Origin of the sequence: Streptomyces maremycinicus, assembly GCF_001184025.1 — a bacterium.
Taxonomy (GTDB): Bacteria; Actinomycetota; Actinomycetes; order Streptomycetales; family Streptomycetaceae; genus Streptomyces; species Streptomyces maremycinicus.
Genome location: NZ_BBYG01000012.1, coordinates 230,002 through 256,096 on the forward strand (window position 1 = coordinate 230,002; position 26,095 = coordinate 256,096).

The following is a 26,095-nucleotide window of genomic DNA, read 5'->3' on the forward strand; positions in this document are numbered from 1 at the left end:
TCGTCATGATGTATCGAGTCGATACATCAGCGCGACATAAGGACGAGAGGAGGCGACGATGAGCCGGCGTGCCGGGATCCTCGAGTTCGCCGTCCTCGGCCTTCTCCGCGAGTCTCCGATGCACGGCTATGAGCTGCGCAAACGACTGAACACGTCCCTGGGCGTGTTCCGTGCGTTCAGCTACGGCACGCTCTACCCCTGCCTCAAGACGCTGGTCACCAACGGCTGGTTGATCGAGGAGCCGGGCAGCACCCACGAAGACGCCCTCGCCGCACCACTCGCAGGGCGTCGCGCCAAGATCGTCTACCGGTTGACGGCGGAGGGTAAGGAGCACTTCGAGGAGCTGCTCTCGCAGACGGGTCCCGACGCGTACGAGGACGAACACTTCGCCGCTCGTTTCGCCTTCTTCGGACAGACGTCACGCGATGTACGCATGCGCGTACTCGAGGGCCGCCGCAGCCGGCTGGAGGAGCGCCTCGAGAAGATGCGCGCCTCCCTGGCGCGCACCCGGGAGCGCCTCGACGACTACACGCTTGAGCTCCAGCGCCACGGTATGGAGTCCGTGGAGCGCGAAGTGCGCTGGCTGAACGAGCTCATCGAGAGCGAGCGGGCCGGACGGGACCTGACAGGTTCCGCCTCCGGGGGGTCCGCTCAACAGAACACCACATCTGGATCGACGGGCGGCCTGCCCCGTCCCGGGGACACCCCCGGGACGGATCTGCCCGACGAAACCGCCACGTGAGCGCCTGTTCAGGGCCTCACTCGTACACACAGGGAGCAACCGGAATGGGTTCGGTTCGCGTAGCCATCGTCGGCGTCGGAAACTGCGCCGCCTCGCTGGTGCAGGGCGTCGAGTACTACAAGGACGCCGACCCGGCGTCCAAGGTCCCGGGTCTGATGCACGTGCAGTTCGGCGACTACCACGTCGGTGACGTCGAGTTCGTCGCCGCCTTCGACGTCGACGCGAAGAAGGTCGGCCTCGACCTCTCGGACGCCATCGGTGCCAGCGAGAACAACACCATCAAGATCTGCGACGTCCCGAACAAGGGCGTCACGGTCCAGCGTGGCCACACCCTGGACGGTCTCGGCAAGTACTACCGCGAGACCATCGAGGAGTCCGCCGAGGCCCCGGTCGACGTCGTCCAGATCCTCAAGGACCGCCAGGTCGACGTCCTTGTCTGCTACCTGCCCGTCGGTTCCGAGAACGCGGCGAAGTTCTACGCCCAGGCCGCCATCGACGCCAAGGTCGCGTTCGTCAACGCCCTCCCGGTCTTCATCGCCGGCACCAAGGAGTGGGCGGACAAGTTCACCGAGGCCGGCGTCCCGATCGTCGGTGACGACATCAAGTCCCAGGTCGGCGCCACCATCACGCACCGTGTGATGGCGAAGCTGTTCGAGGACCGCGGTGTCCGGCTCGAGCGCACCATGCAGCTCAACGTCGGCGGCAACATGGACTTCAAGAACATGCTGGAGCGCGACCGCCTCGAGTCCAAGAAGATCTCGAAGACGCAGGCCGTCACCTCGCAGATCCCCGACCGCGACCTGGGCGAGAAGAACGTCCACATCGGTCCCTCGGACTACGTGGCCTGGCTGGACGACCGCAAGTGGGCGTACGTCCGCCTCGAGGGCCGCGCCTTCGGTGACGTCCCGCTGAACCTGGAGTACAAGCTCGAGGTCTGGGACTCCCCGAACTCCGCGGGTGTCATCATCGACGCCCTGCGCGCCGCGAAGATCGCCAAGGACCGCGGTATCGGTGGCCCGATCCTGTCGGCGTCCTCGTACTTCATGAAGTCCCCGCCGGTGCAGTACTTCGACGACGAGGCCTACGCCAACGTCGAGAAGTTCATCCGCGGTGAGGTCGAGCGCTGACTCGTCCCGCACGGAAAATTCGCTCCTGCCAGGGCTGAGAAGGGTCCCCGGGTCCTATGACCCGGGGACCCTCCCCGTATGTGAGGCTGTGCCGCATGGCCGTCGTCCGTGATCTGCGCGTCCTGCTGCGCTTCGGGAACTTCCGGCGGCTTCTCGCGGTGCGGCTGCTCTCCCAGTGCGCGGACGGCGTCTACCAGGTCGCACTCGCCACCTATGTCGTCTTCTCCCCGGAGAAGCAGACCTCGGCCGGCGCGATCGCCTCCGCCATGGCGGTCCTGCTGCTGCCCTACTCCCTCGTCGGCCCCTTCGCCGGTGTCCTGCTGGACCGCTGGCGCCGCCGGCAGGTCTTCCTCTACGGCAATCTGCTGCGCGCCCTGCTGGCGTCCGTGACGGCCGTCCTGATGATCAGCCATGTCCCCGACTGGCTCTTCTACGTCTCCGCGCTGTGCGTCACCGCCGTCAACCGCTTCGTCCTGGCCGGCCTCTCGGCGGCTCTGCCGCGCGTCGTCGACGGCGACCGCCTGGTGATGGCCAACTCCCTCTCTCCGACCGCCGGAACACTGGCCGCGGTCGCGGGCGGCGGCCTCGCCCTCGTCGTCCGGCTGGTGGTCGCGGACTCCGACGCCGCGGTGGTGCTGCTCGGCTGCGCCCTGTACCTGTCCGCGGCGCTCGCCTCCCTGGCCATGGCTGCGGATCTGCTCGGACCCGACCGTGATCTGGTCCAGCCCCGGCTGGCGAGCGCACTCCGGGGCACCGCCCGCGGCCTCTCGGCGGGCCTGCGTCACCTGGCCGAGCCCAAGCGCAGGGAGGCCGCCTGGGCGCTCGGCTCGATCTCCCTGATGCGGTTCTCCTACGGCGCCCTGACCGTGATGGTGCTGATGCTCTGCCGGTACGCCTGGTCGTCCGACCCTGACGACGGGCTGGCCCTGCTGGGGCTGGCCGTAGGGGTCTCCGGCGTGGGGTTCTTCGTCGCCGCCGTGGTCACTCCGGCGGCTGCGGGAGGGCTGGGTCCGGGCCGCTGGATCATCGTCTGCGCCGCGTCCGCCGCGGTCCTCGTGCTCGCTCTCATGCTGCCGTTCACCCAGGTGACCACGTTCGTCGCGGCGTTCGTGCTGGGGGTGGTCACCCAGGGAGCGAAGATCGCCACCGACACCATCGTCCAGTCGTCCGTGCAGGACGGCTTCCGCGGCCGGATCTTCTCTCTCTACGACGTCGCGTTCAATGTCGCCTTTGTCGGCGCCGCGGCTGTGGCCGCTCTGATGCTGCCGCCCGACGGACGTTCCGCCGCATTGGTGGTCACGGTCGCCGTTATCTACGGAACAATTGCTGCCGCTATGACCCGCTTTGAACGCCGGTAAGTGTCACATCAATGACACAGACTCCCCCTCGGCTTCAGGCTTGTCAGTGGGGGCCGGTAGCTTACGTGCGTCTTACTTCGCGAGTGATTTCGCGCCACACGTCCAAGTTTTTAGGGGGACCCCTAAGTGTCGACTCCGCCGCCCCAGGGCCAGAATCCGTTCGCGCAGCAGGGCCAGCAGCCCTACGGCCAGCCCCAGGGCCAGCCCCAGGGCCAGAACCCGTTCGCGCAGCAGCCCGGCTACCCGCAGCCCGGTGCCGCTCCCTACGGCGCGGTCCCGCCGGAGCAGCCCCGACGCAAGGTCAGCTTCAAGCTGATCAAGAACGTCGTCATCGTTCTCGCGGCCATCGGTGTGGGCATCGGCGTCTACATATCGAACCAGGACGACGCCAACACGGCGGCGGTCGGCGACTGCATGCACCGCGGCAGCAGCGACGACAACAACCCCGACCTCGAGGTCGTCAAGTGCGACTCCTCGAAGGCCCAGTTCATCGTGCTGGCGAAGATCGAAGGCACGTACACGCAGGTCACGGCCGACAGCAAGTGCGCCGAAGAAGCCAAGGACTTCCAGTACCAGTACACCGAGAGCGGTGACGGCAGTAACTTCCTGCTCTGCCTGAAGGACTACAAGAAGTAAGGCAGTTGCTGGAAGGGGCGGTGTTTCACGTGAAACACCGCCCCTTCGCCTGTCCGCCTGCCGTGCAGCCGGGGCCATGTTTCACGTGAAACATGGCCCCGCTTCACAGCCTCACTCCTGTTCGGCCCACCACTCCTTGAGCGCCGCCACTGCCGCGTCGTACTCCATCGGCCCGTTCTCCAGGCGCAGTTCCAGCAAGTGCTTGTACGCCTTGCCGATGGCAGGTCCGGGACCGACGCCCAGGATCTCCATGATCTGGTTGCCGTCGAGGTCGGGGCGGATCGCGTCCAGCTCCTCCCGCTCCTTCAGCTGGACGATGCGCTCCTCCAGCCCGTCGTAGGCGCGGGAGAGCGCGGCCGCCCTGCGCTTGTTCCGGGTGGTGCAGTCCGAGCGGGTCAGCTTGTGCAGGCGGTCGAGGAGCGGTCCCGCGTCCCGCACATAGCGACGCACCGCGGAGTCCGTCCACTCGCCGGTGCCATAGCCGTGGAAGCGCAGATGGAGCTCGACCAGCCGGGAGACGTCCTTCACCAGCTCGTTGGAGTACTTCAGAGCCGTCATGCGCTTCTTCGTCATCTTCATCCCGACCACCTCGTGGTGGTGGAACGAGACGCGCCCGTCGTTCTCGAAGCGACGGGTGCGCGGCTTGCCGATGTCGTGCAGCAGCGCGGCCAGCCGCAGCGTGAGGTCGGGGCCGCTCTCCTCGAGGGCGATCGCCTGCTCGAGGACGATCAGGGTGTGTTCGTAGACGTCTTTGTGACGGTGGTGCTCGTCGCTCTCCAAGCGCAGGGCGGGCAGCTCGGGCAGCACATGGTCGGCGATGCCGGTGTCGACCAGCAGCGACAGCCCCTTGCGCGGGTGCGCGGACAGGATCAGCTTGTTCAGCTCGTCCCGTACCCGCTCGGCCGAGACGATCTCGATGCGGCCTGCCATCTCCTTCATCGCGGTGACGACCTCGGGGTCGACCTCGAAGTCGAGCTGGGCGGCGAAGCGGGCGGCGCGCATCATGCGCAGCGGGTCGTCCGAGAAGGACTCCTCCGGCGTACCCGGGGTGCGCAGCACACGCGCCGCGAGGTCCTCGAGGCCACCGTGCGGGTCGATGAACTCCTTCTCGGGAAGCGCCACGGCCATGGCGTTCACGGTGAAGTCCCGGCGGACGAGGTCCTGCTCGATGGAGTCGCCGTACGACACCTCGGGCTTGCGCGAGGTGCGGTCGTAGGCTTCCGACCGGTAGGTGGTGACCTCGATCTGGAAGCTTCGATCGACGTCTCCGACGCGGGCGTCCTTCTGGACCCCGACGGTGCCGAACGCGATCCCGACCTCCCACACGGCGTCCGCCCACGGCCGGACGATCTTCAGGACGTCCTCGGGCCGGGCGTCCGTCGTGAAGTCCAGGTCGTTGCCGAGCCGGCCGAGCAGCGCGTCCCGCACCGAGCCGCCGACCAGGGCGAGAGAGAACCCGGCCTCCTGGAAACGGCGGGCAAGGTCGTCGGCGACAGGGGCGACCCGCAGCAGTTCACCGACCGCGCGGTGCTGCACCTGGCTCAGGACGCTGAGATTGTCTTCATTGGCGTTCGGCACAACAAAAGAGGGTACGTGGCCCGGCCGATCCGGGGCGCCCCTATATGCAGCGGGCGGACATCCTTCCCGATAGCCGGGCAAGACGTCTGCTTACCCTCCACTTCGCGACTTTCTCTCATAGACGCAGATAGCGGACGATCCGACCGGCTTCCACGATCTTGTGGAGCAGTCCGCGGCACTTCCCCTCAGCGCGCATCGTTACCATGCGTGGACGCACATTCCGACGACCACTGACGACGACGAGGGACGGCGAACGCGTGGCCGAGGCGGCAGACTTTCCGGGGATGACTCCCTCACCTGCCCGCCGGTGGCTGCGGCGCACCGGCGCACTGCTCGCCGGGGCGCCCCTGCTGGCCGGTCTGCTCCAGCTGCCCGCCGCCACCCCCGCGCAGGCAGCCGGCCCGACCTCCGCCAAGGAGGCCGCCGACACCGGCACGGTGGCCGTCACCGTCGACTCGCTCAGCCCCACCGCTCCCACCGACGGTGACACCCTGACCGTCTCCGGCACGGTCACCAACAACGGCAAGCAGGCGGTCACCGACGCCCATGTGGGTCTGCGGGTGGGATCCGCCCTCACCACCCGCTCGGCGATCGACAGCGCCGCCAAGCGCGCGGATGTCCTCTCCGACGAGGACGGCTCCGAGGTGGGCGGCAAGTACGTCGCCGAGTTCGCCAAGCTCACACCGGGCGTCGCCGAGCACTTCAGCATCTCCGTCCCGGTGAACAAGCTCGACCTGGACGACGACGGCGTCTATCCGCTCGGTGTCTCCCTCGCGGGCGAGACGGCCGCGCAGCCGTGGGAGCGGGTGCTGGGCGTCCAGCGGACCTTCCTGCCGTGGCAGCCCGAGGAGGCGGATACCCCGACCCGGACGACGGTGCTGTGGCCGCTGGTCTCCACCGTCCACATGTCGGCGGAGACCGGTTCGAACGCGCAGCAGACGCCGGTCTTCCTCAACGACGACCTGGCCAAGGACCTGTCGCCCGGCGGCCGCCTGGAGCAGCTCCTGAGCCTGGGCAGGGAACTGGACGTCACCTGGGTGATCGACCCGGACCTGCTCGCGTCCGTCGACGCCATGACCGGCAGCTACCGGGTCCGCGGCGAGGGAGACACCACCACCGCCGGCACCCACCAGGCGGTCGCCAAGCAGTGGCTCGACGAACTCCAGGACGCGGTGCTCGGCAAGGAGGTCGTGGCACTGCCGTTCGCCGACCCCGACCTGGCCTCGCTCGCCCACAACGGCACCGGCGTCGCCGGCTCGCTGAGCCAGCTCAAGGCGGCCACCGACGTCGCCGCCACCACCGTGGAGACCGTGCTCCATGTGACCCCGGACACCGACTTCGCCTGGCCGGTGGACGGCGCCGTCGACCCGTCGATCGTGAAGGTCGCCACCTCGGCGGGAGCCGACAAGGTGATCGCGCGCAGCGACAGCCTGACGGAGAACGGCGATCTCACCTACACCCCCTCCGCGGCCCGGCCCATCGGCGGTGGTACCACGGCGGTGGTCGCGGACGCCCGGCTGTCGACGGCGTTCGAGGGCGACCTGACGAACGCCTCCACGTCCACGCTCGCGGTGCAGGAGTTCCTCGCGCAGAGCCTGGCCCTGAACCTCCAGACGAGCAAGCAGCGCAGCGTCGTCGTCGCCCCGCAGCGCATGCCGACCGCGAGTCAGGCCCGGTCGCTGGCGACGGCCGTCAGCATGCTCCAGGGCGGTACCTGGTCGCAGTCCCAGCCGCTCGAGGCGGCCGCCAAGGCCAAGCCCGACCCGGGCGCCACCACGAAGGTGCCGTCGAAGTCGTCGTACCCCTCCTCGCTGCGCAAGCAGGAGCTGCCCCGGTCGGCCTTCGAGCAGATCGCGTACACGCAGGACAAGCTCGACAACTTCAAGGTGATCCTCGCGAACGAGGCCCGGGTGGTGACCCCCTTCGGGCGGGCCATGAACCGTGAGATGTCGACGTCCTGGCGGGGCCGGAGCACCGCCGCGAGCTCGTTCCGTCAGGGTGTGCAGGGCTACCTGGACACCCTGACCGGCCAGGTCAAGCTGATCGACAAGTCGGAGACCAAGCTCTCCGGGCGAAGCGCCACGATCCCGGTGACCGTGCAGAACAACCTGGTGCAGGGCGTCGACCACCTGATCCTGCGTCTCACCTCGAAGAACCCGACCCGTCTGGAGATCTCCGACGAGGCCTACGCCGAGCAGATGGTGACGGTCTCCGGCGGACACACCACGACGGTGAAGTTCACCACGTCCGCCAAGGTCAACGGCCAGACGACGGTGGTCGCCCAGCTGTACACCGAGGACGGCCAGAAGTACGGCGAAGAGGTCGCCTTCGACGTACGGGTCACCGAGATCACGGCCACGGTGATGCTGGTCATCGGCGGCGGCGTCCTGCTGCTCGTGCTGGCAGGCTTCCGCATGTACACCCAGCGCAAGCGTGCCGCGGCGCGGGAAGCCGAAGAGAGCGACGAGACCGAAGAAGACGGCGAGGCCGGCCAGGCCGGTGCCGACGAGACGGGCGAGCCCGCCGACGGCCCGGAGAACGCCGCGGACCGGAACCGTGTCGAGAAGGAGTCCGGCGGCCGAGCAGTGGCAGCCGACCCGGAGCAGCCGAGTGACGGGACACCGGACACCGCGGTGGAAAACGCTGACCCGTCCGGCACGGGTGAGAGAGTGGACCGTTGAGGATGTCGTGGCCGGTGGGCCCGGGACGATGAGGTGGGGTAACCATGAACGCGCCGTACGACGGTGACCGCGGCCAGGCCGCGGGCGGCTCGGGCCACCCCGAGGGCCCGCCGCCCGAGCATGGCCAGGTGCCGCCGCAGCACCCCGCGGACATGTACCTCCAGGACGCCTACGACCAGGACCCCTACCGGGCCCAGGACCTCACCGCGCAGGACCCGGTCGCCGAGGCGCTCTACGACCGTGCCGCGCACCCCCCGCCGCCGCCGGGCATGCACCAGCCGCAGCAGCCCCTCTACGGGCGGCCCCCGCAGTCCCCGTACGCCCCAGACCCGCGGGTGTGGGCCCAGACCCCGGCGCCCGAGCCGGAGGGCCCCACGCAGTACCTGCCCTACGGCGACGACCCCCGTACGACGCAGTTCGTGGGTGTGGACGACCTGGTGACGCACTCCGGCGAGGAGCAGCACCAGCCCGACGCATTCGCCCACCTCTTCCGGGACCAGCAGCAGGGCGGCGCCCGCTCCGCGGAGGCCCCGTCGGTGCCCGGCCCGGCGTCCGCTCCGGGCGGTCAGGGGGCGGTACCGCCGTACCAGGCGCCGGTGGCGGCGGACGCCGCCGCCGACCAGACCATGAACCTCACCGCCACGCCCGCCGCGCCCCCCGCGGCGGCCGCCCCTGCGGCGAAGAAGGGCGGACGCGCCGGTGGACTGCTGAAGTCCAGCGCCGTCATGGCGGCGGGCACGATGGTCTCCCGCCTCACCGGCTTCGTACGCTCCGCGCTGATCGTCTCGGCGCTCGGTGTCGGTCTGCTCGGCGACACCTTCCAGGTCGCCTACCAGCTGCCCACGATGATCTACATCCTGACCGTCGGCGGCGGCCTCAACTCGGTCTTCGTACCGCAGCTCGTGCGCGCCATGAAGGAGGACGAGGACGGCGGCGAGGCGTACGCCAACCGGCTGCTCACGCTGGTCATGGTGGCGCTCGGCCTGCTCACGGTCGCCGCGATCGCGGCGGCGCCCGTCCTGATCCGCCTCCTGTCGGACTCGGTCGCCAGCAACCCGGCGGCCAACGAGGTCGGCGTCACGTTCGTCCGCTACTTCCTGCCCTCGATCTTCTTCATGGGCGTCCACGTGGTGATGGGACAGATCCTCAACGCGCGCGGCAAGTTCGGCGCGATGATGTGGACGCCGGTCCTGAACAACATCGTCATCATCGTGACCCTGGGCATGTTCATCTGGGTCTACGGCACCTCCGCCGACTCCGGCATGAAGGTCACGACCATCCCGCCGGAGGGTGAGCGGCTCCTCGGCATCGGGATCCTGCTCGGCCTCGTCGTACAGGCCCTCGCCATGATCCCGTACCTGCGCGAGACCGGGTTCCGCCTGCGGCTGCGCTTCGACTGGAAGGGCCACGGCCTCGGCAAGGCGGCGACCCTCGCCAAGTGGACCGTGCTGTTCGTCCTGGCCAACCAGGCCGGCGCGCTCGTCGTCACCCAGCTGTCCACGTCGGCGGGCAAGGACTCACCGGTCGACGGCACCGGCTTCGCCGCCTACGCCAACGCCCAGCTGATCTGGGGCCTGCCCCAGGCCATCATCACCGTCTCCCTGATGGCCGCGCTGCTGCCCCGCATCTCCCGCTCCGCGGCCGAAGGCGACGCCGGCGCGGTCCGCGACGACATCTCCCAGGGCCTGCGCACCACGGCCGTCGCGATCGTCCCGATCGCCTTCGGCTTCCTCGCGCTCGGCATCCCGATGTGCACGCTGATCTTCGGTTCCTCCGGCACCAGCGAGGCCACGAACATGGGCTTCATGCTGATGGCCTTCGGCCTCGGCCTGATCCCCTACTCCGTGCAGTACGTCGTCCTGCGCGCCTTCTACGCCTACGAGGACACCCGGACCCCCTTCTACAACACGGTGATCGTGGCCGCGGTCAACGCGAGCGCCTCGGCACTCTGTTACTTCCTCCTCCCCGCCCGCTGGGCCGTGGTCGGGATGGCGGCCTCCTACGGCCTGGCGTACGCGATCGGCGTCGGCGTCGCCTGGAACAGACTGCGCAAGCGGCTCGGTGGCGACCTCGACGGCTCCCATGTCCTGCGGACCTACGCCCGGCTGTGCATCGCCTCGGTTCCGGCCGCCCTGATCAGCGGCGCGGCCTGCTACGGCATCGGCCACAGCCTGGGCCAGGGCGTCCTGGGTTCGTTCGCCGCGCTGCTGGCCGGCGGGGCCCTGCTGCTCGGTGTCTTCTTCGTCGCGGCCCGCCGGATGCGCATCGAGGAGCTCAATTCTCTGGTCGGCATGGTCCGGGGACGCCTGGGTCGCTGAGACCGGGGGTAGGCGCACAACCATCGTCCGCCGCCGCGTGTCGTGCATAGCGGCGGACTGTGGGCACAATTGGGTTCGGCGTCGGACGGCGCGCACGAGGTCGGACGGCGCGCACTGAATGGGGAGGCAGGAACGACGGTGGCAGAACGGAGCACAGCTGCCGTCGACGTGGCAGACAACAGCGGTGACAAGCCGCTGACCGCACAAGCGGACCAGTCCACGGCCGACGGGGTGGCCAAGAACCGGGAGCAGGACACGGACAGCGACGAGGCACAGGGGAGCGGCGGGGCGGAGCGTCCCGGAAAGGCCTCACCGCCGGAACTGCACAGCGGTCACAAGCTCGCCAGACGCTATCGCCTCGAAGAGTGCGTCACCCGTCTGGACGGTTTCAGCAGTTGGCGTGCGGTCGACGAGAAACTCCGTCGTGCCGTCGGCGTCCACATCCTGCCCGCGGACCACACCAGGGCCCGCTCCGTGCTGGCCGCGGCCCGCTCCTCCGCGCTGCTCGGAGATCCCCGCTTCGTCCAAGTGCTGGACGCCGTCGACGAGAACGACCTCGTCTACGTGGTCCATGAGTGGCTGCCCGACGCCATCGAGCTGACCGCGTTGCTCGCGGCCGGCCCGCTGGAGCCGCACGACGCCTACCAGATGGTGAGTCAGATCGCCTCCGCCATGGCCGCCGCCCACCGCGAAGGCCTGGCGCATCTGCGTCTGAACCCCAACGCTGTTCTGCGCACCTCCTCCGGCCAGTGGCGCATCCGCGGTCTCGCGGTGAACGCCGCCTTGCGCGGCGTCACCTCGGACACTCCTCAGCGCACCGACACCGAGGCCATCGGCGCCCTGCTGTACGCGGCGCTCACCCAGCGCTGGCCGTACGAGAACGACGCCTACGGCCTCGCGGGGCTGCCCAAGGACATCGGTCTGATCGCCCCCGACCAGGTGCGCGCCGGCGTTCACCGGGGTCTGTCGGAGCTGTCGATGCGCGCCCTCGTCAACGACGGTGCGACCGCCTCCCGGCACGAGTCCGCCTGCACGACGCCGGAGGAGCTGGTGAAGGCGATCGGCGAGATGCCCCGCATCCGTCCGCCGGAGCCCGCCTTCACCGCCCCGCCCGAGTACCAGCGCACGACGTACCAGCAGGGCACCTACGGCCGTCCCGCGCCGCACTCGGGTGCCACCCAGCAGGTGCCCACGGCGCCGCCTCCGCTCCAGAGCCGCACCGGCAAGGCACTGAAGTGGGCGGTCTCCGCCCTCCTCATCGCCGCCCTCGGCCTGGGCAGCTGGCAGCTGGCCGACGCCCTGATGGACCAGAGCCAGGCGGATGATCCGAACCAGACCCAGACGACGGACGAGGGCGACAAGAACAGCACCGCGCCCAAGCCGGTCACCACGCTCAAGATCCACGATGCCGCCGAGTACTACCCGGACGGCAAGGCCCAGCACCCCGACGACGTGAAGCTGACGTACGACAACAACAGCTCCACGTACTGGCGGTCGTACTCCTTCGAGGGTGGGCCGGTACTCGCGCCGTTCAAGAAGGGCGTGGGGATCGTCTACGACCTCGGCTCCGAGCAGAGCGTCACGGCAGCCTCGATAGGGCTTCGCTACGGCGGCGACTACACCGCCGCGAGCCTGTACGCGGCCGATTCGCTGTCGTCGTCGGCCAGCCTCACGTCCATGACGAAGATCGCCACCGCCCAGACGTCCGGGCAGGAACTGAAGATCTCCGTCAAGACACCGGTGAAGACGCGGTACGTTCTCGTATGGATCACCGCCGCGCCCTACGCGCCGCGCGACCAGTACAGCGACCCCGGCTACAAGCAGGCCATCACCGACGTGAAGTTCACCGGCTGAGGTCTCACCGGAGGGGAGAGGGGGTCCGATGGCGGAAGGCGCCGGATATGACGGAGCGAGCGACCAGGACCTCCTCACCCGCCACGTAGAGGGCGACCCCGACGCCTTCGGCGAACTCGTGCGGCGTCACCGCGACCGGCTCTGGGCGGTGGCCCTGCGCACGCTGGGCGACCGCGAGGAAGCCGCTGACGCCGTCCAGGACGCCCTCGTGTCCGCCTACCGGGCCGCGCACACCTTCCGAGGCCAGTCCGCCGTCACGACCTGGCTGCACCGCATCACGGTGAACGCCTGTCTGGACCGCGCCCGCAAAGCGGCCTCACGCAAGACCTCACCCGTCGACGACACCGAGCGACTGGAGCAACTGCTCGAGCCGCACGAGTCGGCGTCGGCCCCCGCCGAACGCAACGACCTGCACCGCCAGCTCCTCGAAGCGCTCGGCACCCTCCCTCCCGACCAGCGAGCCGCCCTCGTCCTCGTGGACATGCAGGGCTACCCGGTCGCCGAGGCCGCCCGTGTACTCGATGTGCCGACCGGGACCGTGAAGAGCCGCTGCGCCCGGGGCAGAGCCAGACTCCTGCCGCTTCTCTCTCATCTGCGGCCGGACTCCACCGCCGCCGGCAGAGAAAACGGCACAGGACGGAACCGGGCGCAGGGGACATCCGTCCCACCGACAGCGGATCCTCGGAACGAGGAGCCGGGCAATGCCGGGACAGACGATTCAGCTGCTGTGAAGGGCGGAGGTGGGCGAGCGTGACCCCGACGACGGACACGACCGGGCACCCGGACGTCGCGGAGATCGCCGACCTCACCGAGGGCCTGCTCGCTCCCTCCCGGAGCGCCGACCTGCGTCGGCACCTGGACGCCTGTGAACTCTGCGCGGACGTCCACGCCTCGCTGGAGGAGATCCGTGGCCTGCTGGGCACTCTCCCCGGCCCGCCGCGCATGCCGGACGACGTAGCTCACCGCATCGATGCCGCGCTCGCCGCCGAGGCACTGCTGGACGCCACGGCGCCGGAGGACGCGGACACCTCACCGACGGTGAACGTGGTCGCGAGCGACGCCGACGCACCTCATGTTTCACGTGAAACAGCAACGGCGGCGGATCGGCCCGCCGGGCGGGCCGACGTCAGCACCGGCCCGGGCCGCAAGGACCGCAAGCGGGGCGGCCGCCGCAGGGTCGCTGTCCTCGGGGCCGTCGTCGCCACCGCGGCGCTGGGCCTCGGCTCCCTCCTGGTGACGTCGCTGACGGACGGCGACGGACCGGGCACCTCGGCTCATCAGTCGACCGGGCCGGACACCTTCTCCGCGAGCGGGCTGGAGGGGCGGGTCACCGATCTCCTCTCCAAGGCCGCCGAGACCCGCGGCTCGCACAGCGTGGGCATCCAAGGGAACTCCGACCCCGCGTCGCCCAGTGACGGACCACCCCAGCTCTTCCGGCAGCCCGTGGTGCCCTCGTGTGTGGAGCAGGGCATCGGTCGCAGCGACGCGGCACTCGCCGTCGAGGAAGGCACCTACGAAGGCACGGGCGCCCTGCTCGTCGTGCTGCCCGACCCATCCGACAGCACGCGGGTCGACGCCTACATCATGGACAAGACCTGTGTGGCTCATCCGGAGTCGGGGCCGGCGAAGGTTCTGCTGACGAACTCCTACACGCGTCGCTGACGCCCCCTGTTCCCGTCTCACCTCTGCGCCATGTCCCCCTGGAACCCCCTACGGTGCGATCCCTCCGTGTGCCCGGACACACCGGGAATGCACGCCCCTTAGGATCCGTTGGGTGGGGTGAGAGTCCAAGTAGCTCCCACCGCTCAACCGATGCAGTCCAGAGACGAGGAAACAAGCCGTGAGCGACGTCCGTAACGTGATCATCATCGGCTCCGGGCCCGCCGGCTACACCGCGGCGCTGTACACCGCGCGCGCGTCGCTGAAGCCGCTCGTGTTCGAAGGAGCCGTCACCGCGGGCGGCGCTCTGATGAACACCACCGAGGTGGAGAACTTCCCCGGCTTCCAGGACGGCATCATGGGGCCGGAGCTCATGGACAACATGCGTGCCCAGGCCGAGCGTTTCGGTGCCGAGCTGATCCCCGACGACATCGTCTCCGTCGACCTCACGGGTGAGATCAAGACCGTCACGGACACCGCGGGCACGATCCACCGTGCCAAGGCCGTCATCGTGACCACCGGCTCCCAGCACCGCAAGCTCGGTCTGCCGAACGAGGACGCCCTCTCCGGCCGCGGTGTCTCCTGGTGCGCCACCTGTGACGGCTTCTTCTTCAAGGACCAGGACATCGCCGTGATCGGCGGCGGCGACACCGCGATGGAGGAGGCCACGTTCCTCTCCCGCTTCGCCAAGTCCGTGACGATCGTCCACCGCCGGGACACCCTGCGCGCCTCCAAGGCGATGCAGGAGCGCGCCTTCGCCGACCCGAAGATCAAGTTCGTGTGGGACAGCGAGGTCGCCGAGATCCAGGGCGACCCGAAGCTGGCCGGGCTGAAGCTGCGCAACCTCAAGACGGGCGAGCTCTCGGACCTCGCGGTCACCGGCCTCTTCATCGCGATCGGCCACGACCCGCGTACCGAGCTCTTCAAGGGTCAGCTCGACCTGGACGAGGAGGGCTACCTGAAGGTCGCCGCGCCCTCCACCCGGACGAACCTGACCGGCGTCTTCGCCGCCGGTGACGTGGTGGACCACACCTACCGCCAGGCGATCACCGCGGCCGGCACCGGCTGCTCCTCCGCTCTCGACGCCGAGCGCTACCTCGCCGCCCTCGCGGACGAGGAGCAGGCCGAGCCCGAGAAGACCGCCGTCTGACCCTCTCCCCGCCCCACCGCACACAGAATTAAGGAGCCCCCTGTGGCCGGCACCCTGAAGAACGTGACCGACGCCGACTTCGAAGAGGTCGTCCTCAAGAGCGACAAGCCCGTCCTGGTGGACTTCTGGGCCGCCTGGTGCGGTCCGTGCCGCCAGATCGCCCCCTCGCTCGAGGCCATCGCCGCCGAGCACGGCGACAAGATCGAGGTCGTCAAGCTCAACATCGACGAGAACCCGGGTACGGCCGCCAAGTACGGCGTCATGTCGATCCCGACGCTGAACGTCTACCAGGGTGGCGAGGTCGCCAAGACCATCGTCGGCGCCAAGCCGAAGGCCGCGCTGGTGCGCGACCTGGAGACCTTCATCTCCGAGTGACACGCTGAGCCGTCTCGCCGACGGCAGATGTTTCACGTGAAACACGAATGGGCCAGCCCTCGCGGGCTGGCCCATTTGCGTTACCGGAATCTTCAGAGCGGCCGCAGCGCCGGCTCCTTCTGGACGGCCCCCAGCAGCCGGTCGAGCGCCATCTCCACATCTTCCTTCCAGGACAGCGTGGTCCGCAGCTCCAACCTCATCCGGGGATGGGCGGGGTGAGGACGGACCGTCTTGAAGCCCACAGCCAGCAGATGATCGGCCGGAAGCACACAGGCCGGCTCCTTCCAGCGCGCGTCTCCGAAGGCCTCGATCGCTTTGAAGCCCCGTCGCAGCAGATCCTTGGCGACCGTCTGGACCATCACACGGCCCAGTCCCTGTCCCTGGTAACCCGGCATGATGAAAGCGGTCATCAGCTGCACGGCATCCGGCGACACAGGGCTCGTGGGGAACGCCGTGGAGCGGGGAACGTAAGCGGGCGGCGCGTAGAGCACGAACCCCACGGGAACGTCGTCCACATAGACGACCCGGCCGCACGACCCCCAGTCCAGCAGGACAGCCGAGATCCAGGACTCCTTCTCCAGAGCGGGTGTACCCGCCCTTACCGCGGCCGCACTGCTGACGGGGTCCAGCTCCCAGAAGACACACGCCCGACAGCGTTTGGGAAGGTCTTGAAGGTTGTCCAGCGTGAGCGGTACGAGCCGACGCCCCATGAAGGCTGTTCCTCGCTTCCTTCGCTCGCGGCGTCGCGAGCGGCTGTCAGAGCGCTCCGTTCCCTGAGCAGGCTGCCGACAAAGCCGCCGACCGCCCCCAGTCCCAGCCCGGCGCTCACCAGTCCGGTCCGGCTCATCGTTCGCATGGCCCCCGCCTCCCGCTCCGAGGTACTGCCAGGTAGATGCGCCACAACCCCTTCGCATCGTATCCACGATGCGATTCCATCGATACCGCCTGAAAGCAAAGAGCGAGCCGTGTTCCGGTACACACCGGACACGGCCCGCTCACAGGTCCCACGGCCCGACACCGCCTCGGCTCGAGCACGCGGCTCAGTCCTCCGACTCCTCGGCGTCGCCCTCCACGAGACCCTTCTGAAGGACAGGTCCCTCACCGGGCGCGAGCGAATCGAGGATGCGCTCCAGGTCCTCCATCGAGGCGAACTCGACGGTGATCTTGCCCTTCTTCTGCCCCAGGTCGACCTTCACCCGGGTCTCGAAGCGGTCCGAGAGGCGGGTCGCGAGGTCGGTCAGCGCCGGAGAGACCCGACCGCCGGCCCTCGGCCCCTTGGCACGCTGAGCGGCCTGGGGACGCGAGCCCATGAGGGTCACGATCTCCTCGACGGCCCGCACCGAGAGTCCCTCGGCCACGATGCGATGGGCCAGCCGGTCCTGCTCCTCCGAGTCGTCGACCGAGAGAAGCGCGCGAGCGTGACCGGCGGAGAGCACTCCGGCCGCGACCCGGCGCTGGACCGCAGACGAGAGCTTCAGCAGACGCAGAGTGTTGGACACCTGCGGACGGGATCGGCCGATCCGGTCCGCCAGCTGGTCGTGCGTGCAGTTGAAGTCCTTGAGCAACTGGTCGTAGGCGGCTGCCTCTTCCAGCGGGTTCAGCTGCGCCCGGTGGAGGTTCTCCAGAAGCGCGTCCAGGAGAAGCTTCTCGTCATCCGTGGCCCGCACGATCGCCGGGATCGCCTCCAGGCCGGCCTCACGGCAGGCACGGAAGCGCCGCTCACCCATGATCAGCTCATAGCGCGCGGGGCCCAGCTGGCGTACGACGACCGGCTGGAGCAGACCGACCTCCTTGATGGAGGTGATGAGCTCGTGCAGCGCGTCCTCGTCGAAGACCTCCCGGGGCTGACGCGGGTTCGGCGCGATGTGGTCGAGGGGAATCTCAGCGAAGTGTGCGCCGATGGGAGGCGCGGGCATCTCCGCAGAGCCGTTCGCTGACTGCTCCTCTGTTTCACGTGAAACAGGCAGCAGTCCGGCCACCTTCGCCGCAGCCACTCCGCGGTCGGTCGTCAGAACCGGCACGGCTGTCGGGGCCATGGCCGCTCCGCCCCCCACCGCGGCCTGCGCCGGCGTCTTCTCCGTCGGGGCCGCCGGGATCAGTGCGCCAAGTCCGCGGCCCAGCCCCCTCCGTCGCTCACTCACTGAATGCCCTCCACCATGTTCGGGTTGTTCTGGGCGCCGATATGGGCGTGTGTCGCGTCGTAGCTGACCCCGACACCCCTCAGCGCCAGCTCTCGTGCTGCCTCAAGATAGGAGAGAGCACCGCTCGATCCCGGATCGTAGGTCAGCACCGTCTGTCCGTAGCTCGGCGCCTCGGAGATGCGGACCGAGCGGGGAATGCTCGTCCGCAGCACCTCCTCGACGAAGTGGGTGCGCACCTCTTCCGCGACCTGCGACGCGAGGCGCGTCCGGCCGTCGTACATGGTGAGCAGAATGGTCGACACATGCAGGGCGGGGTTGAGGTGCCCCCGTACCAGGTCGACGTTGCGCAGCAACTGCCCCAGACCCTCCAGCGCGTAGTACTCGCACTGGATCGGGATGAGTACCTCGGCACCGGCCACCATCGCGTTGACGGTCAGCAGGCCGAGTGACGGCGGGCAGTCGATGAGGATGTAGTCCAGCGGCTGCTCGTACGCCTGGATCGCGCGCTGGAGGCGGCTCTCACGTGCCACCAAGGAGACCAACTCGATCTCCGCGCCGGCGAGATCGATCGTGGCGGGAGCGCAGAAGAGGCCTTCTACATCGGGGACAGGCTGAACGACTTCCGCGAGCGGGCGACTGTCGACCAACACGTCATAGATGGACGGCACCTCGGCGTGGTGATCGATCCCCAGGGCCGTGGACGCGTTGCCCTGAGGGTCGAGGTCGACCACCAGGACCCGGCCACCGTGCAGAGCCAGGGAAGCGGCAAGGTTGACGGTCGTCGTTGTCTTGCCCACCCCGCCCTTCTGGTTGGCGACGACGATCACACGGGTCTGCTCAGGGCGCGGCAGGCCCTCGCCGGCGCGGCCCAGAGCCTCCACCGCGAGTTGGGCAGCACGACCGATCGGGGTGTCGTCCATCGGGGGCGGTGTTTCACGTGAAACATCCTCCCCAAAGGACTCGGTACGGGGACCGGGGACCGGATCGGTCATCGGTCCCGCGATGTTGGCGTCGGACCGCAAGGATTCACTCTCCTCGACTTCAGGCTCGCAATGAACAGAGCCTCCCATGCCTTCGGGGTCACGAACCAGTGAGGCCTGTTGTTCTGTGGAGAAATCCACCTCTGTGGACAACTCCCGCCTCCCATCGAGTGAGCCGAGAGGCTTTCGGTCGCGGGGTTCGGCTGCGGCGCGGCCGCGGCTGATGATGCCGTGGAGCAGAGAGCGACGTTTCACGTGAAACACGATGCACAGCGCCGACGGCCGGATCCCCCGCGACACTCCGTGATGCACGGGTTTGGCAGCTTGTGTGGAGTACGCCTCAGCGGCGACGGCGCGTTCGGCTGGTGCGTGCCGCCTTGGCCCGTTTGGCGGCGAACCTCACACCGCCGGGGCTCTCCCCGACCTCCACCCGTACCACCGTGGACAGCGGATCCACCACGCCCTCCCCGACATGGAGGATCGAGGTGCCCACGGCCCCGAGCTTGCTCAGAGCCGTGGACGCGCTCTTCAGCTCCTCCTCGGCGGTGTCGCCCTTGAGGGCGAGCATTTCGCCGTAGGGACGCAGCAGCGGGATGCCCCATGTGGCCAGCCGGTCCAGCGGTGCCACCGCACGGGCCGTCACCACATGCACCGGCGGCATCGTGCCCATGACCTCCTCGGCCCGCCCACGAGCGACCGTCACATGATCCAGGCCGAGGAGCTCGACGACCTCGGTGAGGAAGTTGGTCCGGCGCAGGAGCGGCTCCAGCAGGGTGATCTTCAGGTCCTCCCGCACGAGCGCCAGGGGAATGCCGGGCAGACCGGCCCCCGACCCGACGTCGCAGACGGTCACCCCCTCGGGCACGACCTCGGAGAGCACCGCGCAGTTCAACATGTGCCTCTCCCAGAGGCGGGGCACCTCGCGTGGGCCGATGAGCCCGCGCTGCACGCCCGCCTCGGCGAGGAGCTCGGCGTAACGGACCGCATCACCGAAGCGATCGCCGAATACCTCTCGTGCCACCTCAGGCGCAGGGGGGAGTTCCGCTGCCTCCGTCACGGGGACCGTCCTTCCGTACCGCATCAGCGCTTGGGGCGCCGACCACCAGAACTACCGGGCTGACAAAGATCGGCCCCGTCTGCGCAACAGACGGGGCCGGGGATATGTACGTACCGAATCAGTTGGGCAGGACGACGACGAAGCGCTGCGGCTCCTCGCCCTCGGACTCGCTCCGCAGACCTGCGACCTTGACCGCGTCGTGGACGACCTTGCGCTCGAAGGGCGTCATGGGCTTCAGCTTCACCGGCTCGCCGCTGTTCTTCGCGTCGGCCGCGGCCTTGGCGCCCAGCTCGGAGAGCTCGGCACGCTTCTGGGCACGGTAACCCGCGATGTCCAGCATCAGTCGGCTGCGGTCGCCGGTCTCCCGGTGCACGGCCAGGCGCGTGAGTTCCTGGAGCGCCTCCAACACCTCGCCGTCCCGGCCGACCAGCTTCGACAGGTCACGGGTGCCCGCGTCGCTGATGATCGACACAGAGGCGCGGTCGGCCTCGACGTCCATGTCGATGTCGCCGTCGAGATCGGCGATGTCCAGCAGACCCTCGAGGTAGTCCGCGGCGATCTCGCCCTCCTGCTCCAGGCGGGTCAGGGTGTCTGCACCCTCGGCGGCGGCGGAGGTGGTGCCTTCCGTCACGGGATGGGCTCCTTCTTACTTCTTGGACGGGGACTTGGGGCGCTGCGGGCCGCCCTTGCGCTGCCCGGACTGGGCCTTGCTACGACCTCCGCTACCGGACTTGGGAGCGGCCGGCTTGGCCGTATCGGCGGCTCCGGAGGGCTTGGTGTCCTCCGGCTCGTCGGACTTGCTCAGCGAGGTGGTCTCGCCGGCACCCTTCGCCGGGGTCGCGGACTGACGCTGCGACTTCGACTGCCGCTTGGGCTGCTGTCGCCTGGCGGCGGCCGCACTGGTCGGCGTGCCGTCCTCGGCCTGGCCCGCGGCCTGCGCCTCGCTCTTGATCACGGTGCCGTCGGCCTGGGCGGCGAAGCCCACCTTGGTCAGACCGTTGATGAACTTGCGCTCGGCGTCGTTACGGTCACGGCCCTTGGCCACGATGGCCTTGACGATGGCCCGCTCGCCGCGGCTGCGGGTCTTGCCGTGGTGCGTGACGTGCTTGTACAGGCGCTCCAGGTACGCGGCCTGCGCCTTGGAACCCGGGGTCGGGTTGTTGCGGATCACGTACATCTGCTGGCCCATGGTCCACACGTTGGTGGTCAGCCAGTAGACGAGGACACCGACGGGGAAGTTGATGCCGAAGACGGCGAACATGACCGGGAAGACGTACATCAGCATCTTCTGCTGCTGCATGAACGGCGTCTTCACCGAGGTGTCGACGTTCTTCGTCATCAGCTGGCGCTGCGTGAAGAACTGCGACGCCGACATCAGAATGATCATGATGGCGGTGACGATGCGGACGTTGGTCAGTGAGGCGTCGAACGACACCAGGTCCGAGGCGCTGTCCGTGAACTTCGCGGCCAACGGGGCACCGAAGATGTGCGCCTTCTGCGCGCTCTCCAGGAGGCTGTCGTTGATCACGCCAATGGTGTCACCGTTGGCGATGCCGTTGAGCACGTGGTACAGGGCGAAGAAGAACGGGGACTGCGCCAGGATGGGAAGGCACGAGGAGAGCGGGTTGGTACCCGTCTCCTTGTACAGCTTCATCATCTCTTCGGACTGGCGCTGCTTGTCGTTCTTGTAGCGCTCCTGGATCTTCTTCATCTCGGGCTGGAGCGTCTGCATGGCCCGCGTCGCCTTGATCTGCTTCACGAAGAGCGGGATCAGGCAGATACGGATCAGAATCACCAGGGACACGATGGACAGGCCCCAGGCCCACCCGGTGTCAGGGCCGAAGATGGCCCCGTACACCTTGTGGAACTGGACGATGACCCAGGAGACAGGTGTCGTGATGAAGCTGAAGAGGCTGGCAATCGTGTCCACTAATCATGCTCCTTGGGCATGGGACGGTGTCTCTGCGGCCGGGCTCGAAGGAGAAGGAAGGTTCTCTTCGGTGGCCGTTTCGGCGGCGGAGGTCCCGCCCCTGCGTGCACGCCAGGCGTCACGCAACATTTCGTGCCACCGCGGGCGCTTGCGCGGCGGAACATGGTCCACGCCGCCGAGCGACCACGGATTGCACCGCAGGATCCGCCAGGCGGTAAGTGCCGTTCCCTTGACCGCGCCGTGCCGGTCGATGGCCGTGTAGCCGTAATGGGAGCACGACGGGTAGTACTTGCACACCGGCCCGAGCAGCGGACTGATCGTCCACTGGTAGAGCTTGATCAGAGCCAGCAGCGGGTACTTCATCGCGCGCCCCCTCCCAGTAGCCGTTGAAGGGCGGCATCCAGGTCTTGGGCCAGCTGTGCGTGGTCGGCGTCGCCCGCCCCGGGCAGCGCCCGTACGACTACCAGGCTACCGGGGGGGAACAGGGTGACTCGGTCGCGCATCAGATGACGCAGTCTGCGCTTCACCTTGTTGCGCACGACCGATCCGCCCACGGCCTTGCTCACGACGAAACCCGCACGCGTCGGGGGAGCGCTCTCCCCAGGCGCGTGCGGGTCCGTGGCACCGCTTCGAAGATGGACAACGAGGGTCGGGCGGCCGGCCCGACGACCCCGTCGTACCGCGGTCGCGAAGTCCTCGCGCCGCCTCAGCCGATGCTCGGTAGGCAGCACGACGTCATGACCTGATCAGGCTCAGGCGGACAGGTTGGCGCGACCCTTGCTGCGGCGGTTCGCCAGAATCGCGCGACCGGCACGGGTGCGCATCCGCAGGCGGAAGCCGTGGGTCTTGGCACGACGACGGTTGTTCGGCTGGAAGGTGCGCTTGCTCACTCGGGGGCTCCAGAAATCAATCGGTGGTGGCGGGGTGCCGTCCTGGCTGTCACCGTGCGCCCACGAGGTAGCTCGCGGTTAAACGCCCGAGTGCACCGCTTCCCGATCACCTGACGTGATCTGTGCCCATCGGAGGCAGGCGGCAGCAGCCATCGACAACTCGACCTGGTTACGGTACGCGCGGCTGCGCCATTCGGTCAAACCGGCGGTCACGGGAGACACTATCCACAGGCTGGGGACAACAACTTGAACCGCACCCGTCGCCCTGACTACCGTGGCTGAACTCCGATTCGTTCCTTTGTCCCTGCCTCCACCGATATGAATCCCGACCGTCCCACAACCACACGTTCGTGGGACCCACGAGAGAGCGTGCCCTGTGGCTGACGTGCCTGCCGATCTTGCCGCAGTGTGGCCACGAGTACTGGAGCAGCTCCTCGGGGAGGGCCGCGGCCAGGGTGTCGAGGTGAAGGACGAGCACTGGATCCGGCGCTGCCAGCCGCTGGCGCTGGTCGCCGACACCGCCCTGCTCGCCGTACCGAACGAGTTCGCGAAGGGCGTCCTCGAAGGCCGCCTCGCCCCGATCGTCAGCGAGACGCTGAGCCGCGAGTGCGGGCGGCCGATCCGCATCGCGATCACCGTCGACGACTCCGCGGGCGAACCCCAGGCCCCGTCGGCCCCCGCCGCGCAGCAGCAGTCGCGCTACGAGGAGTCCGAGCCCCCCGCCGGCCCCTACGACGGCCAGGACAAGCGGTACGAGGGCCAGGACGGTCGGTACGACTCCGGCTACGACAAGCCGTACGAGAACCAGTACGAGGGGTACGGCCGGCACCGCGCCGAGCAGTTGCCCCCGACCCCCGGCGACCAGCTGCCCGGCTCGCGCCAGGACCAGTTGCCCACCGCCCGGCCCACGTACCCCTCGGAGTACCAGCGCCCCGAGCCCGGCGCCTGGCCGCGGCCGCAGCAGGACGAGCACGGCTGGCAGCAGCAGCGGCTCGGCTTCCCGGAGCGCGACCCCTACGCGTCGCCCTCGTCGCAGGACACGTACGGCGGGCCCGCCTCCCAGGCCCCCTACGGCGCCCCGCCGCAGCAGGACTCCTACGGCCCTCCCTCGGACTACCGCCCCCAGTCCATGGAGCGGCCGCCGTACGACCCCTCGCCGTACGGCCAGAAGCGCTCCGAGTACGAGCCGTCGCGGTCCGACTACGACCAGCGCGACGCCGGCCGGCGTGAGCTGTCCGACCCCTCGGCCGGTCCCGGTCATCCGCACCGCGGCGGTCCGGCCGGTCCCGGTCAGCCCGGCGCCGGCGCGCCCGGGCAGTCGGCCAAGCAGTCCTCGCCGACGCCCGGCCCCGGGGAGCCGACCGCGCGTCTCAACCCGAAGTACCTCTTCGACACGTTCGTCATCGGCGCCTCCAACCGGTTCGCGCACGCGGCCGCCGTCGCCGTCGCCGAGGCACCCGCGAAGGCCTACAACCCTCTGTTCATCTATGGGGAGTCGGGCCTCGGCAAGACGCACCTGCTGCACGCCATCGGGCACTACGCGCGAAGCCTCTACCCGGGCACGCGCGTGCGGTACGTGAGCTCCGAGGAATTCACCAACGAGTTCATCAACTCCATCCGCGACGGCAAGGGCGACAGCTTCCGCAAGCGGTACCGCGAGATGGACATCCTGCTCGTCGACGACATCCAGTTCCTGGCGGACAAGGAGTCGACGCAGGAGGAGTTCTTCCACACCTTCAACACGCTCCACAACGCCAACAAGCAGATCGTGCTGTCCAGCGACCGGCCGCCGAAGCAGCTGGTCACGCTGGAGGACCGGCTGCGGAACCGTTTCGAGTGGGGCCTGATCACCGATGTCCAGCCGCCCGAGCTGGAGACGCGGATCGCGATCCTCCGCAAGAAGGCGGTGCAGGAGCAGCTGAACGCCCCGCCGGAGGTGCTGGAGTTCATCGCGTCCCGGATCTCGCGCAACATCCGCGAGCTGGAGGGCGCGCTGATCCGGGTGACGGCGTTCGCGTCGCTCAACCGGCAGCCGGTGGACCTGGGCCTGACGGAGATCGTCCTGAAGGACCTGATCCCCGGTGGCGAGGACTCCGCTCCCGAGATCACCTCGACGGCCATCATGGGCGCCACCGCCGACTACTTCGGGCTGACGGTGGAGGACCTGTGCGGCACCTCGCGCGGGCGCGCGCTGGTGACGGCCCGGCAGATCGCCATGTATCTGTGCCGCGAGCTGACGGACCTCTCGTTGCCGAAGATCGGCGCGCTGTTCGGCGGCCGTGACCACACGACGGTCATGCACGCCGACCGCAAGATCCGCAATCTGATGGCCGAGCGCCGCTCCATCTACAACCAGGTCACCGAGCTGACCAACCGCATCAAGAACGGCTGACGACACCGCGGAACACGGCACGCGGACGACGCCGAGGGCGCCCCTGGATCTCTCCGGGGGCGCCCTCGGCCTTTCCGGACCGGACGCGGGCCCCTCGCGGTGCGGCCCCGAGGGCCGGACAGGGCGGAACGCGGGGCACGGAGCGCTCGCAGGGGGACGGCCGCACGGACGTCCGGGGCGGCACACGGGGCGGACACGCGAGCCGCCGGCGGCAGATCCCGGCCCACGCCTGGCCCGCCCCTGGCCCGGGCCCGCCCCGATCCGGCGTCGGCCCAGGCACCGATGCCCGACAGTTCCCGTGAAGATTCCGTGTCGATCCCCGCCGGTCCATGCCGCCCGGGCCCGGTCCGGAGCGGATCGCGGGTCGACCGGGGCCGATCCGGTGCCGAATCGAAGCCGCCCTGAGCCGACCCGGGGCTGCCCGGAGCCGATCCAAGTCCGCCCGGGGGCGGATCCGGGGTCGTCCAGCGCCGATCCGGAGCGACCAAGGAGCCGGATTCGCGCCCGACCGACCCCCGACCAACCCTCGATCGACCCCCGAGCCGCCCTCCAGCCGGCCCGCCAACCGCCGTCCACCGCTCACCCGTTGTTCGATTACCGGCCGGGTTACGGCCACTCTCCACAGATTCGGCGACTTTTTCCCGTCCACACCCTGGGGACCTGGAAGTTGTCCAGACTGTGTCCACAGGCGCTCCCGGTGCGGGACCATCGGACCAGGTCACCTGGATGTGGATTCGTGGACGAAGGTTGTCCACAGGTTGTGGACAAGAAAATGATCCACAGGCTGTGCACGAAGTTGTCCACCGGCAACCCACAGGATGTGGCCCGTTGTCCCCAGCGATCTCCGGCTTCTCCACATGTCTGTCCACTGTTCGGCAACCTGACGCGCCTCCTCACCGGGTCGAGTGAAAGGCGTCACACCAAGGTGCCGGGTTGGCCTGTGGGAAAGACGGGTAAACCTGGGGACGCCGCTGGGGAGAACTCGCCTCAGCCTGTGCACGGCGTGTGCAGAACTTTCTGTTCTCCACAGAAGGCCCCGGTTGTCCACCGCCTCCGCCCACAGGCCCGGTGGATAAAATTCCGCCTCTGAGCTGCGAAAACACGGTTATCCACCGTTTCCACAGGCCCTACTACTACTCCCGACTAGAGAGAGCGAGAAATCCGTTTAGAAGGGGGTCCTGTGCACAACTCGCTGCTCGGTGCCCGGCTGCCCCTCGTCACGACTTG

The 26,095-nt window shown here is 68.8% G+C and carries 22 protein-coding genes; 12 read left to right on the forward strand and 10 right to left on the reverse strand.

The window, feature by feature from the left end; genetic code table 11:
- Nucleotides 1-58 precede the first annotated feature (58 nt).
- The 4 genes from AOQ37_RS14130 (at nt 59) to AOQ37_RS14145 (ending at nt 3,863) form a co-directional block, all read left to right on the forward strand.
- Entirely contained in the window at nt 59-742 is a 684-nt protein-coding gene (locus AOQ37_RS14130) for a PadR family transcriptional regulator (protein WP_062644843.1), read from the forward strand.
- 44 nt (nt 743-786) lie between these two features.
- A complete protein-coding gene (locus tag AOQ37_RS14135; protein WP_062644845.1) occupies nt 787-1,869 on the forward strand; it encodes an inositol-3-phosphate synthase in 1,083 nt (360 codons plus the stop codon).
- Between the two features lie 95 nt (nt 1,870-1,964).
- Entirely contained in the window at nt 1,965-3,227 is a 1,263-nt protein-coding gene (locus tag AOQ37_RS14140) for an MFS transporter (protein ID WP_062644846.1), read from the forward strand.
- Nucleotides 3,228-3,353: 126 nt separating this feature from the next.
- Complete coding sequence (locus AOQ37_RS14145; RefSeq protein WP_062644847.1) at nt 3,354-3,863, forward strand: LppU/SCO3897 family protein; 510 nt, start codon at nt 3,354-3,356, stop codon at nt 3,861-3,863.
- 111 nt (nt 3,864-3,974) lie between these two features.
- Here the strand turns inward: AOQ37_RS14145 and AOQ37_RS14150 are convergent, their stop codons facing one another.
- A complete protein-coding gene (locus tag AOQ37_RS14150) occupies nt 3,975-5,441 on the reverse strand; it encodes a CCA tRNA nucleotidyltransferase (RefSeq protein ID WP_062644848.1) in 1,467 nt (488 codons plus the stop codon).
- 257 nt (nt 5,442-5,698) lie between these two features.
- Here AOQ37_RS14150 and AOQ37_RS14155 point away from each other — a divergent pair, with 257 nt between their 5' ends.
- The 7 genes from AOQ37_RS14155 to trxA all read left to right on the forward strand — a co-directional run bounded on the left by AOQ37_RS14155 (nt 5,699) and on the right by trxA (nt 15,478).
- The gene (locus AOQ37_RS14155) at nt 5,699-8,122 is read left to right on the forward strand and encodes a DUF6049 family protein (protein WP_062644849.1); all 2,424 of its coding nucleotides are present in this window, start codon (nt 5,699-5,701) and stop codon (nt 8,120-8,122) included.
- A 44-nt stretch (nt 8,123-8,166) separates the two neighbouring features.
- Nucleotides 8,167-10,440, forward strand: a complete 2,274-nt coding sequence (gene murJ / locus AOQ37_RS14160) for a murein biosynthesis integral membrane protein MurJ (protein WP_062644850.1) — start codon at nt 8,167-8,169, stop codon at nt 10,438-10,440.
- Between the two features lie 138 nt (nt 10,441-10,578).
- Nucleotides 10,579-12,294, forward strand: a complete 1,716-nt coding sequence (locus AOQ37_RS14165) for a protein kinase family protein (protein ID WP_062644851.1) — start codon at nt 10,579-10,581, stop codon at nt 12,292-12,294.
- A gap of 28 nt (nt 12,295-12,322) precedes the next feature.
- Nucleotides 12,323-13,048 (forward strand): RNA polymerase sigma factor SigM, encoded by a 726-nt coding sequence (gene sigM, locus AOQ37_RS14170; RefSeq protein ID WP_062644852.1) that lies wholly within the window; start codon nt 12,323-12,325, stop codon nt 13,046-13,048.
- The gene (locus tag AOQ37_RS14175; RefSeq protein WP_062644853.1) at nt 13,045-13,956 is read left to right on the forward strand and encodes an RsmA family anti-sigma factor; all 912 of its coding nucleotides are present in this window, start codon (nt 13,045-13,047) and stop codon (nt 13,954-13,956) included. The genes sigM and AOQ37_RS14175 overlap by 4 nt, the downstream gene beginning before the upstream one ends.
- A gap of 178 nt (nt 13,957-14,134) precedes the next feature.
- Nucleotides 14,135-15,103, forward strand: a complete 969-nt coding sequence (gene trxB, locus AOQ37_RS14180; protein WP_062644854.1) for a thioredoxin-disulfide reductase — start codon at nt 14,135-14,137, stop codon at nt 15,101-15,103.
- Nucleotides 15,104-15,145: 42 nt separating this feature from the next.
- The gene (gene trxA / locus AOQ37_RS14185) at nt 15,146-15,478 is read left to right on the forward strand and encodes a thioredoxin (RefSeq protein WP_062644855.1); all 333 of its coding nucleotides are present in this window, start codon (nt 15,146-15,148) and stop codon (nt 15,476-15,478) included.
- A 92-nt stretch (nt 15,479-15,570) separates the two neighbouring features.
- On the opposite strand, the gene AOQ37_RS14190 is transcribed toward trxA, so the two are convergent.
- The 9 genes from AOQ37_RS14190 to rpmH form a co-directional block, all read right to left on the reverse strand.
- Nucleotides 15,571-16,188, reverse strand: a complete 618-nt coding sequence (locus AOQ37_RS14190; RefSeq protein ID WP_054242119.1) for a GNAT family N-acetyltransferase — start codon at nt 16,186-16,188, stop codon at nt 15,571-15,573.
- Nucleotides 16,189-16,518: 330 nt separating this feature from the next.
- Entirely contained in the window at nt 16,519-17,619 is a 1,101-nt protein-coding gene (locus AOQ37_RS14195; RefSeq protein WP_062644856.1) for a ParB/RepB/Spo0J family partition protein, read from the reverse strand.
- The gene (locus AOQ37_RS14200; protein WP_078890171.1) at nt 17,616-18,689 is read right to left on the reverse strand and encodes an AAA family ATPase; all 1,074 of its coding nucleotides are present in this window, start codon (nt 18,687-18,689) and stop codon (nt 17,616-17,618) included. The genes AOQ37_RS14195 and AOQ37_RS14200 overlap by 4 nt, the downstream gene beginning before the upstream one ends.
- A 250-nt stretch (nt 18,690-18,939) precedes the next feature.
- Entirely contained in the window at nt 18,940-19,656 is a 717-nt protein-coding gene (gene rsmG, locus AOQ37_RS14205; RefSeq protein WP_028806977.1) for a 16S rRNA (guanine(527)-N(7))-methyltransferase RsmG, read from the reverse strand.
- Nucleotides 19,657-19,774: 118 nt separating this feature from the next.
- Entirely contained in the window at nt 19,775-20,287 is a 513-nt protein-coding gene (locus AOQ37_RS14210) for a Jag family protein (protein ID WP_062644858.1), read from the reverse strand.
- A 15-nt stretch (nt 20,288-20,302) separates the two neighbouring features.
- Entirely contained in the window at nt 20,303-21,586 is a 1,284-nt protein-coding gene (yidC, locus tag AOQ37_RS14215) for a membrane protein insertase YidC (RefSeq protein WP_062644859.1), read from the reverse strand.
- Nucleotides 21,587-21,589: 3 nt separating this feature from the next.
- Nucleotides 21,590-21,949 carry a membrane protein insertion efficiency factor YidD gene (yidD, locus tag AOQ37_RS38665; RefSeq protein ID WP_078890172.1) on the reverse strand — a complete coding sequence of 120 codons (360 nt, stop codon included), beginning with the start codon at nt 21,947-21,949 and terminating at the stop codon, nt 21,590-21,592.
- Nucleotides 21,946-22,317, reverse strand: coding sequence for a ribonuclease P protein component (gene rnpA, locus AOQ37_RS38670; RefSeq protein ID WP_078890173.1), 372 nt, complete (start codon nt 22,315-22,317; stop codon nt 21,946-21,948). The genes yidD and rnpA overlap by 4 nt, the downstream gene beginning before the upstream one ends.
- A gap of 21 nt (nt 22,318-22,338) precedes the next feature.
- Nucleotides 22,339-22,476: a 50S ribosomal protein L34 gene (gene rpmH, locus AOQ37_RS14225; protein WP_018846094.1), complete on the reverse strand. Its 138-nt coding sequence runs from the start codon at nt 22,474-22,476 to the stop codon at nt 22,339-22,341.
- A gap of 376 nt (nt 22,477-22,852) precedes the next feature.
- On the opposite strand from rpmH, the gene dnaA reads away from it, so the two are divergent.
- Entirely contained in the window at nt 22,853-24,868 is a 2,016-nt protein-coding gene (gene dnaA / locus AOQ37_RS14230; RefSeq protein WP_078890174.1) for a chromosomal replication initiator protein DnaA, read from the forward strand.
- Nucleotides 24,869-26,095: the final 1,227 nt, after the last annotated feature.

Bases quoted from the DNA above. Each gene is read 5' to 3' on its own strand.
- AOQ37_RS14130 (WP_062644843.1), top strand. From the start codon at position 59: ATGAGCCGGCGTGCCGGGATCCTCGAGTTCGCCGTCCTCGGCCTTCTC.
- AOQ37_RS14135 (WP_062644845.1), top strand. From the start codon at position 787: ATGGGTTCGGTTCGCGTAGCCATCGTCGGCGTCGGAAACTGCGCCGCC.
- AOQ37_RS14140 (WP_062644846.1), top strand. From the start codon at position 1,965: ATGGCCGTCGTCCGTGATCTGCGCGTCCTGCTGCGCTTCGGGAACTTC.
- murJ (WP_062644850.1), top strand. From the start codon at position 8,167: ATGAACGCGCCGTACGACGGTGACCGCGGCCAGGCCGCGGGCGGCTCG.
- sigM (WP_062644852.1), top strand. From the start codon at position 12,323: ATGGCGGAAGGCGCCGGATATGACGGAGCGAGCGACCAGGACCTCCTC.
- AOQ37_RS14190 (WP_054242119.1), bottom strand. From the start codon at position 16,188: ATGGGGCGTCGGCTCGTACCGCTCACGCTGGACAACCTTCAAGACCTT.
- AOQ37_RS14200 (WP_078890171.1), bottom strand. From the start codon at position 18,689: ATGGGAGGCTCTGTTCATTGCGAGCCTGAAGTCGAGGAGAGTGAATCC.
- yidD (WP_078890172.1), bottom strand. From the start codon at position 21,949: ATGAAGTACCCGCTGCTGGCTCTGATCAAGCTCTACCAGTGGACGATC.